Origin of the sequence: Falsiruegeria mediterranea M17 (genome assembly GCF_900302455.1) — a bacterium.
Classification (GTDB): Bacteria; Pseudomonadota; Alphaproteobacteria; order Rhodobacterales; family Rhodobacteraceae; genus Falsiruegeria; species Falsiruegeria mediterranea.
Genome location: NZ_ONZG01000018.1, coordinates 57,416 through 68,781, shown reverse-complemented (window position 1 = coordinate 68,781; position 11,366 = coordinate 57,416). Strand labels below are relative to the sequence as shown.

The following is an 11,366-nucleotide window of genomic DNA, read 5'->3' as shown; positions in this document are numbered from 1 at the left end:
GATTGATGTCGCGCAACACGTGAAAGGACCCGTACCACTTGTTCATGTTGTTGATTTCAATGGCGACCTCGTCGCTCACCTGCATTTTCGAGCGATCGATTTCGCGGTCAGACATAAGTTCAGACATCAGTTGAACTCCTTAATGGTGGTCGGTGGCGAGGCGACGCTCGAGCCACTGTGAGTATTGAGAGATGCCGTAGCAGACGACAAAGAAGACAAGTGCGGCAAAGCCCAAAAGCTCCCAGTAGACGCCGTTCCATTCGGTAGACGCCAGGATAGGACCACGGATCATGCCGACCAGATCGAACATCGAAATGACCGAGACCAGTGTGGTGTCCTTGAACAGCCCCACAGCCACGTTCACGATGCCCGGGATCGAGATCTTCATTGCCTGCGGCAGGATGATCAGTCGCATGGCCTGCGGATAGTCCAGACCAAGGCTGTCTGCGGCCTCATATTGCCCACGGGGCAAGGCTGCGAGACCACCACGGATCACCTCGGCGATATAGGCTGCCGAGAACATGGTGATCATGATCACCACACGCAGGAACAAGTCGACCGTGCTTTCCGGCGGGAAGAAGTATGCCAGCATCACCGACGCCACGAACAGCAGCGTGATCAGAGGTACGCCACGGACGAATTCGATGAAGATGACACAAATCCACTTGATCAGCGGCATGCTCGACTGACGCCCAAGGGCCAGCACAATACCCAGAGGCAGGGACAGCGACACACAGGTCACGCCCAGCATCATGTTCAGCATGTAACCGCCAAGATCCCGGCTTGGAACGGCCGAAAGCATCGCATTCTCAGATGCACCTTCGGGGATCAGAGCCCCGCCGATCAGCCAGACTGCAAAAGCTGCGGCAATTGCGCCAAAGAACCCCACGGCAAAGCTGCTGCGGCCGAAGGTCTGGAACACATAGGCAGCTGCTACGAAACCAACCAGAGCCACCAACGGCGCCAGGATGGTTCCCCCCCAGATCAACCAGAAGGCCAAGAAGGGATACACAGCGGTAAACAGCAAAAGCTTGCGGGGCAGGTCAAAGAACAGAACAGGTGCGATGGCCACAAGCATCAGCACGAAGGCCACGTTCGGTCGCCAATAGGCGTCAGCGGGGTATTTGAACCCATAAAGCAACTGATGCCAGCGTTCGGTCAGAACCGCGAAACAGGCGCCCGACTTTCCGGCCAGTATCTCACGACATTCCGCAAGGGACGACGCATTCCAGACTCCGTTCAGCATCCACGGCATCGTGCTGGCAAGCAGCAAGTAAACAACGTAGAGCGAAATGATGGTCAGGACCGAATTGGTGACGTTCGAAAACAGGTTATCGCGCAGCCACTTGACCACACCTGTTTCGTTTGCCGGCGGTGGCGATTCAGGGATGTTGCCGTCAGCAACAAAAGCGATGGAGTTGGTTGTTTGATCAGCCATGGCTCAGCGCTCCTTCAGCTTGACGGAGGAGTTGTAGATGTTCATCACCATCGAAATCGTCAGCGATGCAGTAAGATAGAACAGCATCAACAGCAGGACGCATTCGATCGCGCGACCCGTCTGGTTCAGCGTGATGCCACCCAGGGTCGCAGTGATATCCGCATAACCCACGGCGATTGCCAGCGACGAGTTTTTGGTGATGTTCAGATACTGCGAAATCAGCGGCGGGATGATCACCCGCAGGGCTTGAGGCAGAACCACCAGGTTCATGATCCGACCCTGACGCAAACCAAGCGCTGCCGCAGCTTCGGTCTGACCTTTTGAGATCGCCTGAATACCCGCGCGCACGTTTTCCGCGATGAACGCACCTGTATAGATCGACAGGGCAAACCACAGCGCGATCAGCGGACCGCCGATCTTGATGCCACCTTTGAAGTTGAAGCCCTTGAGTGCGGGCACTTCCCAGCTGAGCCCCATGATGAGCATCAGCACAGCAAAGGGAACAAACCAGATCGCAAGCTTGATCAGAAGAGTTTTGGGGCGTTCACCGGTTTCTTCCTGCTTATGGTTGGCCCAGTTGGTGACACGGCCCGATACGAACCACGACGCCACCAGCCCGGCAAGAACGACCATCCAGTTCATGAACGCCGACGCGAAAAGCCCACTTTCAAACCAGGGCATCGGAACATAGACGCCACGGTTGGTGAACGCAAAGAGGTCCAGAACCATGCTGGATGTCGCATTGTCACCGCGGAAGGCGCGCGGCCCCGGCATCACCGCCGTCATGATCGTGAAGATGATGATGATCCAGATCAGAACCGGGATGTTCCGGAAGATCTCGACATATACCGCCATCAACTTGGACACGAGCCAGTTGTTGGACAGGCGCAAAACGCCCGCGACCACGCCAAAGACGGTCGCAGTGATACAAGCCAGAAAGGCGACGAGGAGAGTATTGAGAACACCAACAAGCGCTGCGCGCGCATGCGAGGACTGGCTGTCATATTCGACCAGTCGCTGGTTGATGTCATATCCGGCGGGATCGCCGAGGAAACTGTAGGAAATGTTCAGACCTGCGGCGCGCAGGTTCTGAATAAGGTTGTTGCCCAGATACCAGATGCACAGTGCCAGAACTATGGCTGCAATCACCTGGAATGTCAGTGAACGATACCGGGTATCGTTGAATAGCATGGACAACCGAAAACCAGCATTTGGTGGGTCGGTCAAAGTTGACATATTGTGGGGTCCCCGTGGCTTGCGGTTGCCGTTGGTCCCGTCGGGGTTGACCCCGCTCCGCAACAGCCCGCAGCGTTATAGTGGATACGAAGAGGGCGCGAGAATTCTCGCGCCCTTTCGTTTGGTTTATTAGCGGAACGGCGGCGAGTACAGCAGGCCGCCTTCGGTCCACTGAGCGTTCAGGCCGCGTGCCAGACCGATCGGGGTTTCTTCGCCGATGTTCTGAGCAAAGATCTCACCATAGTTGCCACCGACTGCGATGGCGCGCTTGGACCATTCAGCGTCCAGACCCAGCATCTCGCCCAGGGTACCTTCGGTGCCCAGGACACGGTTGATCTCCGGGTTGTTGGTGCCTGCCGACATCTCACCGATGTTGGCCGAGGTGATGCCCAGCTCTTCGGCCGAGATCAGCGCGTTCAGAGTCCAGCGAACAACGTCGCCCCACTCGTGGTCACCGTGACGAACCAGCGGACCCAGAGGCTCTTTCGAGATGATCTCGGGCAGCAGGACGTGGTCACCGGGGTTCTCGAAGGTGGCGCGTGTCGCGGCCAGGCCCGAGGCGTCGGTGGTGTAAACGTCACATGCGCCAGCCAGGTACTGCTGCTGCGCTTCGGCGTTGGTTTCGATCGGAACCGGCTCATAGCTGATGTTGTTCGAGCGGAAGAAATCCGCCAGGTTCAGCTCGGTGGTGGTGCCGGTCTGAATGCAGACGGTCGCGCCGTCCAGTTCCTTGGCCGACGAAACGCCCAGTTCCTTGGGAACCATGAAGCCCTGACCGTCGTAGTAGTTTACGCCAGTGAATTCGAACTTCAGGTCAACATCGCGCGAGAAGGTCCATGTGGTGTTACGAGCCAGCATGTCGATCTCACCCGAAGCCAGCGCGGTAAAGCGTGTCTTACCGGTGGTCGGTACGAACTCGACTGCGCTGGCATCACCCAGAACAGCGGCCGCAACGGCGCGGCACACAGCCACGTCAAAACCTTTCCATTCCCCATTTGCATCCGGCGCCGCAAAGCCAACCAGACCTGTGGTCACACCACAGTTCAGTTTGCCGCGTGCCTTGACGTCATCCATCGTGCCCGCTGCTGCAGCTGCTGCTGCCAGACCGGCGACGGTGAACGCGCCCAAAAATACGGTTTTTTTCATTTTTACCTCTTCCTGATTTTCCACCCCTTTGTGGAGCGGTTCGACCGGCATGAGTTTTTGCCGGAACGTTTACCAAAAAGGAATCTCCCCTTTAGTGGGGCCAAGTTTGGGCGCAATCATCACAAAACGTCAAGGGTAGGATCATAGAAATCAATGATCTGACGGGTCTGGTTTACCCTGGGTCACCTGAATCAGCTGTGATGCAAAGGATCAACCCGATACGTCAAAGAACCGTTTTGCGTGTAAAAACGACTGCCGCTTTATCTCTGCGTGTTCGCTGGCTTCGTCGTCGGCGCCCCATTGCTCCTCTTGCCACAGCTCGTCTACACGCGAAATGCGCCAAATCTCGTCCGCTTCGCGCCAATTTCTGGCAGCCGCGAATCCCAAGATCAAAGACCCAGACAGGCTGACAAGGTCATGAAAGGCCGCCAGGTGGAACGGCCCCAAAGCGTGAACCTGGAACGACAGAACATCCAGAACCTCACGGGGTTGTGGTTCATGGACCACCCCAGAGACGGGTTTCAGCTGCGCGCCCAGAGTTTCTGCCGCCCAATCCAACGCCGGAGACCATTGTTCGTCTTGCCGGTTCACCAATTCCTGCGGGTGTGACGCGCGATAACACAGTAAATCCGAATCGCCATAGGCGGCCAACATGTCGGCCACTTCGGCATGCTGAATACGGACCTTGTCGATGGCGGCATTGGCCGATCGGGTGAATGGCATGGAGGCGGGATCAACCTCGCCCTCTTGCGCGTCCCATTCTTCGGCGATGGCTTTGGCCATGGCCTGGGTTGGAACGATCAGTCCAGCTTTGGCCGGTGTTTTCACCCTACGCCCGTCCAATTCGACAGTGAATCCACCGTCCGCCTCGACCACGGTGCTGTTGGTCCAAAACCGTTTGGGTTTCCAGTCGCTCATGTCTCAGGTCCAGATCTGCGCCAATGCGTCAGGCAATTGGTCGAATGTATCAATGATGGTGCGTGCCGAGACCAGCGCCGATGGCTTGTGATAGCCCCAGCTGACCCCGATCCCGGCTACGCCAGCTGCAGCAGCCATATCCATGTCATAGCTGGTGTCGCCGATCATCACGCAATTGGTCGGCTCAACCCCCGCCTCATCCATTGCGGCATGAATCATGGCCGGATGCGGTTTCGAAGGATGAAAATCAGCCACCTGCCGCGTCGCGAACAGCCGCTCCATTCCATGCGCCTCGATCAACCCATCAAGGCCACGTTTGGACTTTCCGGTCGCAACACCCAGCAGGTTCTCGGGTACCGCATGCAGCACCTCAAGCATCTCCATCGCGCCAGAGTAAAGCGGTGAATGCGCCGCCCCCTGCGCCAGCCGCTGATCGCGATAGCTGTCTTTGTAGCCTTGCACCAATTGCGCCTGAACGCCCTCATCCTGCTCGGGCGCCAAACGTGCCATCGCCTGAGGCAGGGACAAACCAACAATGGACAAGATCGCCTGCCGCGCAGGCACCGTCAGGCCAGCCTTATCAAAGGCAACCGTCATCGAGCCAACAATTGCCGCCTGGCTGTCGACCAAAGTGCCATCCACATCAAATAGGATCAGCCGCAGATCAGCGGTCATCGCAGTTCCTCAAACGGGTCGTCCGCCGCCAGATCCTCGGTCCAGCCGAGCGTGTCCCAGCTCTCTTTCATGTGCTGTGGCAGATTGGCTGTAACCGTGATCGGTTTGCGCGTGATCGGATGCTCAAAGCTTAAGGTACGCGCGTGCAAATGCAGCTTCTTGCTGATGATGCCGCCCAATTGCGCACCCCAGCCATCGCCCAGATTCTCCTGACCCGAACCGCCATATTTGCCGTCACCAATGATCGGATGCCCCATGCCAGACATATGAGCCCGCAGCTGATGTGTACGGCCCGTCACAGGCTCCATCGCGACCCAGGACGCGCGACTGGCCACGCGGTAGAGCGTGGCATATAGCGTATGTGCCCGCTTGGCCCCTGGCGTGTCATCCACGTCGCGCGAATGGATCGGGATCATCTTTTCACCCTCTCCGTGCTTGCCATGTCCCGGCGCCTTCACAAGGCCCGTCTTAATCTCGCCCAAATAGGGGGTCGGAACACCGGCCACCAAGGCCCAGTAGATCTTGTGCGTGTTGCGGTGACGAAAGGCTGCGGTCAGCCCCTTGGCGGCTTCGCGCGTGCGGGCCATGATCAGAACGCCGGACGTGTCCTTGTCCAGCCGGTGCACCAGGCGCGGGTTTTCATCCAGGCCAAAGCGCAACGCCTCGGCCAAGCCGTCGACATGTTTCGTCTGCCCACTACCGCCCTGCACCGGCAGACCCGCGGGTTTGTTCAAAGCAATCACATGGTCATCTCGATAGATCACGCAATCCTGGATCATGCGGGCGTCCGCCTCTTTGATCCGGGGGCGATGCTCGGCCGGTTTCTGATCCGTCGCAGGCAGCGGTGGGATACGCACGACCTGCCCAACCTCTACCCGGCTCGATGCCTTGACCCGGCCCCCGTCAATCCGCAGCTCGCCCTTGCGGCACATCTTTTCGATACGGCCCTGGCTCACATGCGGAAACAGGCGGCGCAGCCAGCGGTCAATGCGCTGGTCGCCGTCACCCTCGGCCACGGTGATCATCTGTACTCCGCTCATGCCCATACTCCTCTGGCCAACACCAGGCCCAACATCAGTGCCGCAATCGACAGGCCTACCGACAATGCCACATACAGCGCTGCCTGACCCAGATCTCCGCGTTCGTAGAGGTTCACGGCTTCCAGCGAAAACGCCGAGAATGTCGTGAACCCGCCCATGATCCCCGTTGCCACCAACGGGTTGAGATGCGTCAGCCCCTTATGCGCGGCAGTCACCACAAACAGGCCCATCAGGAACGAGCCAACAACGTTCACCGTCAGAATGGCGATCGGAAACTCCTGATGGCCAAACGTCCGCAGAACGCCCACGCCCGTCAGATACCGGAGCGACGCCCCGATCGCGCCGCCAAGCGCCACATGTAGAACCGAAGAAAACATGGGGGTCCCTTGGCCCGCCCTGTCGGGGATGTCAAGTTTCGCAGGCGTCAATCCGCATTGCGCTGCGCGCGTAGCTTGGCAAAGTAATCCAGCCGCTTCTTCAACTCACGCTCAAACCCGCGCTCGACCGGTTGATAGAGCTCGGGCCGGTCCATACCGTCGGGGAAATAGTTCTGCCCCGAAAACCCGTCCTCGGCATCGTGGTCATAGTCATACCCGGAACCATACCCCTGCTCCTTCATCAACGACGTTGGGGCATTCAGGATGTGCTTCGGTGGCGGCTCTGACCCAGACTTTTTGGCCAACCGCATGGCAGCCTTGTAGCCCACATAAGCTCCGTTCGATTTCGGCGCGAGTGCCAGGTAAACCACGGCTTGCGCCAGGGCCAGCTCTCCTTCGGGGCTGCCAAGACGCTCGTACACCTCCCAAGCGTGCAGGCAATGGGTCTGTGCCTGTGGGTCGGCCAGCCCGATGTCTTCAACCGCCATTCGGGTAATCCGCCGCGCCAGATAGCGCGGATCCTCGCCCCCCGTCAGCATCCGCGCAAACCAATAGAGCGCTGCGTCCGGATCCGAGCCCCGCACCGACTTGTGCAAGGCCGAGATCAGGTTGTAATGCTCCTCACCCGACTTGTCGTATTTGGCAGCACGACGCATCAGACGTGTCGACAAGGCATCCGTGTCCAGATCGCCATCCACTTTCCATGCGGCCACCTGCTCGATCAGGTTGAGCAAAGCGCGCCCATCCCCGTCCGCCATGTCTTGCAACGCGGATCGCGCCGGGGAGAGCAACGGCAAGTCTCGTCCCAACTCTTCCTCGGCGCGCTTGGTGAGCGCCTCCAGATCCGCCTTGCCCAGACGTTCCAGCACCATGACCTGGGCACGGCTCAAAACAGCAGCGTTCAATTCGAACGAGGGGTTTTCCGTGGTCGCGCCGACCAGCAGGATGGTTCCATCCTCCATGTGCGGCAGGAACCCATCTTGTTGGGCTTTGTTGAACCGGTGGATCTCATCCACGAACAACAGCGTCCCCTGCCCGTTCTGCCGTCGGATTTTGGCAGCCTCGAACACCTTTTTCAGGTCCGGTACGCCGGTGAAAATCGCGCTGATTTGGACAAAGTGCAGGTCGCTTTCATCTGCCAGCAATCGGGCGATGGTTGTTTTCCCCACCCCCGGCGGCCCCCAGAAGATAAGGCTCGACAAGCTTTCCGATGCCAGCATGACACCAAGAGGAGCATCCGGTCCCAAAACCTGTTGTTGCCCGATCACCTCGGCCAGAGATTTAGGCCGCAAACGATCCGCCAACGGGCGGTGCCGGTCCGGCGTCTTACCTTCTGCGGCCTTGGTCCCGGGGCCTGTGTCAAACAGATCCGCCATCGATCACTGGCGGAACCGCAGGGACAGTTTCTGACCGCGCCGTTGCAAATCCAGCCGCACCCACCGCCCCGTTTCGGTCAGCGCCTGACGGATATCTTCGGTTGTCTCCATCGCCTCGCCGTTGATCCCGTCGACGATGTCCCCATGTTGCAGACCGGCGCGGGCGCCATAGGGACCGGGGTCAACCACAACCACACCTTTTGCCGACAACGGTAGCCCCAAATACGCGATGACCGCCGGATTGGCCCGGGCCACAACAAGGCCTGGCAGAACAGTCTGGTCGTCCAGCTTGATGTCTTCGGCGGGCGGTTCATCCGGTGCTTCGATCATCGCGACGCTCACCTCAACACGCTCGCCATCACGCAGGCGGGTCATGGTCGAGACACCACCAATCCCCGTCACCGACATGCGAAACATCATCTCGGATGGAGAGTTCACCGGTTCACCATCCACATGAGTCACCACATCCCCGACGCTGAAACCGGCCTGTGCCAGCGGGCTGACCGTATGCATGTCTGAGATCACAACACCTTCGGGCAGTGCCAATCCCAACGACTCGGCGATGTCCGCGTTCATCGGTTGCCCGGCAATACCGGCCCAGGGACGTACAAAATACTCGTTGCCCTCACGCGCCTGGCGCAGGAACTCGCGGACCAGATTGGCCGGAATGGCAAAACCGATCCCGTTGGAGCCCCCAGAGCGGCTGAGGATAGACGTATTGATGCCGATCAGATCACCGTTCACATCAATCAGCGCCCCACCCGAGTTGCCGGGGTTGATCGGTGCATCTGTCTGCAGGAAGTATCCCCGCGCCTTTCCGGTCGCAGCACCAGACCGCGCCAGACCGGACACGATCCCGCTGCTGACCGTTTGACCAACACCAAAGGGATTACCGATCGCCAGCACCAGTTCGCCCACTTCAACCTGATCGGAATCCCGCAACGAGAGCGCTTGGAGGTCTTTGGCCTCATCCAGCCGAAGAATGGCGATGTCGCTTTCTTCATCGCCTAGAACAACCGTCGCCGAAAACTCGCGTCGGTCCGTCGTGATCACCTGAATTTCAGACGCCATGCCAACGACGTGATAATTCGACACGACGTAGCCATCCTCGCTCAAGATCACCCCAGACCCCAGAGAGTTCTGGACCCGCTGTTGCGGCGCGCCAAAGCCCCCAAAGAAATCCTGAAAGAACGGATCGGAAAAGAACGGGTTGGGCTGACCGCTGGTGATGATCTTGGCATAGATGTTGACCACCGCAGGGGCCGCGCGTTTGACCACTGGCGCAAATCCCATCGAGATTTCGGACTGCGTGGTTGGCACCTTGGTTTGAGCCAAGCTCATGGGCGCCACGAGTAAGGCCAACAAAACGATAACGATGCGGGTCATTTTTCCTCCGGTGGGCCTAGGTATCATGGGATGATATGCGGCCCCGCCCGACGCAATGCAACCGGCAATACTGCCCGGCCCCCTCTGCTGACAATCGGCAAAAGAAAAACCCCCGCTCAATTGAGCGGGGGTTCGCAATTCGGCCAATGCCGGATGCGTTTAGTCTTCGGCGGTCTCTTCGGCAGCGACGCGGGCCTTGTCGGCTGCGCCTTTGGCATCGACGTCGCGGTCGACGAATTCGATGATTGCCATCGGAGCCATGTCACCATAGCGGAAGCCTGCTTTCAGGACACGGACGTAACCGCCCTGACGGTCCTTGTAGCGGGGGCCCAGAACGTCAAACAGTTTGGCGACGTACTGGTCTTCTTTCAGGCGTGCTGCGGCCTGACGACGTGCGTGCAGGTCACCGCGTTTGCCCAGGGTGATCAGTTTTTCGATGATCGGGCGCAGTTCCTTTGCCTTGGGCAAAGTGGTTTTGATCTGCTCGTGCTCGATCAGCGAGCCGGCCATGTTCGCAAAGAGCGCCTTGCGGTGCTCATGAGTACGGTTCAGGCGGCGATATCCACGTGCGTGACGCATTTTGTAGTTCCTTCGTCTAGCTTTTGCTTTGTCCGATGGCCGATGCGTGTCAGCCATTCACCTTGGGGCGGGTTTGCCCATGTTGTCCCCGGCAGCCCGGGCATCGTCGAAGGGGGCCAGGGCCCCCTCCAAATCCTTAGAAGTTGTCTTCGAACTTCTTCGCCAGATCTTCGATGTTGTCCGGCGGCCAATCCTCGACGTCCATGCCAAGGTGCAGGCCCATGCCCGAGAGCACTTCTTTGATCTCGTTCAGCGACTTGCGACCAAAGTTCGGGGTGCGCAGCATCTCGGCTTCGGTCTTCTGGATCAGATCGCCAATGTAGACGATGTTGTCGTTCTTCAGGCAGTTTGCCGAACGGACCGACAGTTCCAGCTCGTCCACTTTCTTGAGCAGCAGCGGGTTGAATTCCAGACCGTCGTCTTCGTCCTGGCGGCCTGCCGATTCCGGCTCGTCGAAGTTGACAAAGATCGACAGCTGATCCTGCAGAATGCGCGCAGCAAAGGCCACGGCGTCGTCCGGAGTGATCGAACCATCGGTGTCAATCTTCATGGTCAGCTTGTCATAGTCCAGAACCTGACCTTCACGGGTCGGCTGAACGTCATACGACACCTTCTTGACCGGCGAGTAGATCGCATCGATCGGAATCAGGCCGATTGGCGCATCTTCCGGCTTGTTCTTGTCAGCCGAAACATAACCCTTGCCAGTGTTCACGGTCAGTTCCATGAACAGGTCGGCGCCATCATCCAGGTGACAGATCACGTGATCGCGGTTCAGGATCTCGATACCAGCGCTTTCGCTGATGTCGCCTGCAGTCACAACCGCGGGTCCTTTGGCATTGATCGACAGGCGTTTCGGCCCTTCGACTTCCATGCGCAGCGACACCTGCTTGAGGTTCAGAATGATGTCCGTGACGTCTTCACGCACACCGGCCACGCTGGAAAACTCGTGCAGAACGTTGTCGATCTGTACGCTGGTGATCGCGGCACCTTGCAGCGAGCTCATCAGGATGCGACGCAGGGCATTGCCCAGAGTCAGACCAAAGCCACGCTCGAGCGGCTCGGCCACAACCGTTGCTTGACGTGCAGGGTCATTGCCCGGCTTCACGTCCAGCTGGGTCGGCTTGATCAGTTCAGCCCAGTTCTTGTGGATCATGTTGTCCCTCCATTCCTGTCTGCGCCCCATGTCCGGAAAGGT

The 11,366-nt window shown here is 58.7% G+C and carries 11 protein-coding genes and 1 pseudogene; all 12 read right to left on the bottom strand.

Going from position 1 to position 11,366, the window contains the following annotated elements:
- Positions 1-127, bottom strand: a pseudogene (locus TRM7615_RS23935) (amino acid ABC transporter ATP-binding protein); the annotation flags it as partial.
- Positions 128-139: 12 nt separating this feature from the next.
- Complete coding sequence (locus tag TRM7615_RS23930) at positions 140-1,438, bottom strand: amino acid ABC transporter permease (protein ID WP_108792492.1); 1,299 nt, start codon at positions 1,436-1,438, stop codon at positions 140-142.
- Between the two features lie 3 nt (positions 1,439-1,441).
- Positions 1,442-2,674, bottom strand: a complete 1,233-nt coding sequence (locus TRM7615_RS23925) for an amino acid ABC transporter permease (protein WP_108792490.1) — start codon at positions 2,672-2,674, stop codon at positions 1,442-1,444.
- A gap of 129 nt (positions 2,675-2,803) precedes the next feature.
- Positions 2,804-3,820 (bottom strand): amino acid ABC transporter substrate-binding protein, encoded by a 1,017-nt coding sequence (locus tag TRM7615_RS23920; RefSeq protein ID WP_108792500.1) that lies wholly within the window; start codon positions 3,818-3,820, stop codon positions 2,804-2,806.
- A gap of 210 nt (positions 3,821-4,030) precedes the next feature.
- Positions 4,031-4,738, bottom strand: coding sequence for an ATP12 family chaperone protein (locus tag TRM7615_RS23915; RefSeq protein ID WP_108792488.1), 708 nt, complete (start codon positions 4,736-4,738; stop codon positions 4,031-4,033).
- A 3-nt stretch (positions 4,739-4,741) separates the two neighbouring features.
- Positions 4,742-5,413, bottom strand: coding sequence for an HAD-IA family hydrolase (locus tag TRM7615_RS23910; protein WP_108792486.1), 672 nt, complete (start codon positions 5,411-5,413; stop codon positions 4,742-4,744).
- A complete protein-coding gene (locus TRM7615_RS23905) occupies positions 5,410-6,453 on the bottom strand; it encodes an RluA family pseudouridine synthase (protein WP_108792498.1) in 1,044 nt (347 codons plus the stop codon). The genes TRM7615_RS23910 and TRM7615_RS23905 overlap by 4 nt, the downstream gene beginning before the upstream one ends.
- Complete coding sequence (crcB, locus tag TRM7615_RS23900) at positions 6,450-6,830, bottom strand: fluoride efflux transporter CrcB (protein ID WP_108792484.1); 381 nt, start codon at positions 6,828-6,830, stop codon at positions 6,450-6,452. Before crcB ends, TRM7615_RS23905 begins: the two co-directional genes overlap by 4 nt.
- 47 nt (positions 6,831-6,877) lie before the next feature.
- Positions 6,878-8,206: a replication-associated recombination protein A gene (locus tag TRM7615_RS23895; RefSeq protein ID WP_108792482.1), complete on the bottom strand. Its 1,329-nt coding sequence runs from the start codon at positions 8,204-8,206 to the stop codon at positions 6,878-6,880.
- Between the two features lie 3 nt (positions 8,207-8,209).
- On the bottom strand, positions 8,210-9,592 hold the full coding sequence (locus tag TRM7615_RS23890) for a trypsin-like peptidase domain-containing protein (protein ID WP_108792480.1): 1,383 nt from the start codon (positions 9,590-9,592) through the stop codon (positions 8,210-8,212).
- Between the two features lie 159 nt (positions 9,593-9,751).
- Positions 9,752-10,171, bottom strand: a complete 420-nt coding sequence (gene rplQ / locus TRM7615_RS23885) for a 50S ribosomal protein L17 (protein WP_108792478.1) — start codon at positions 10,169-10,171, stop codon at positions 9,752-9,754.
- Positions 10,172-10,307: 136 nt separating this feature from the next.
- Entirely contained in the window at positions 10,308-11,324 is a 1,017-nt protein-coding gene (locus tag TRM7615_RS23880; RefSeq protein ID WP_108792476.1) for a DNA-directed RNA polymerase subunit alpha, read from the bottom strand.
- Between the last annotated feature and the right edge of the window lie 42 nt (positions 11,325-11,366).

Excerpts from the sequence above, each read along its gene's own strand:
- TRM7615_RS23895 (WP_108792482.1), bottom strand. The coding sequence starts at position 8,206 with ATGGCGGATCTGTTTGACACAGGCCCCGGGACCAAGGCCGCAGAAGGT.
- TRM7615_RS23925 (WP_108792490.1), bottom strand. The coding sequence starts at position 2,674 with ATGTCAACTTTGACCGACCCACCAAATGCTGGTTTTCGGTTGTCCATG.
- TRM7615_RS23910 (WP_108792486.1), bottom strand. The coding sequence starts at position 5,413 with ATGACCGCTGATCTGCGGCTGATCCTATTTGATGTGGATGGCACTTTG.
- TRM7615_RS23905 (WP_108792498.1), bottom strand. The coding sequence starts at position 6,453 with ATGAGCGGAGTACAGATGATCACCGTGGCCGAGGGTGACGGCGACCAG.
- TRM7615_RS23920 (WP_108792500.1), bottom strand. The coding sequence starts at position 3,820 with ATGAAAAAAACCGTATTTTTGGGCGCGTTCACCGTCGCCGGTCTGGCA.
- crcB (WP_108792484.1), bottom strand. The coding sequence starts at position 6,830 with ATGTTTTCTTCGGTTCTACATGTGGCGCTTGGCGGCGCGATCGGGGCG.
- TRM7615_RS23890 (WP_108792480.1), bottom strand. The coding sequence starts at position 9,592 with ATGACCCGCATCGTTATCGTTTTGTTGGCCTTACTCGTGGCGCCCATG.
- TRM7615_RS23930 (WP_108792492.1), bottom strand. The coding sequence starts at position 1,438 with ATGGCTGATCAAACAACCAACTCCATCGCTTTTGTTGCTGACGGCAAC.
- rplQ (WP_108792478.1), bottom strand. The coding sequence starts at position 10,171 with ATGCGTCACGCACGTGGATATCGCCGCCTGAACCGTACTCATGAGCAC.
- TRM7615_RS23915 (WP_108792488.1), bottom strand. The coding sequence starts at position 4,738 with ATGAGCGACTGGAAACCCAAACGGTTTTGGACCAACAGCACCGTGGTC.
- TRM7615_RS23880 (WP_108792476.1), bottom strand. The coding sequence starts at position 11,324 with ATGATCCACAAGAACTGGGCTGAACTGATCAAGCCGACCCAGCTGGAC.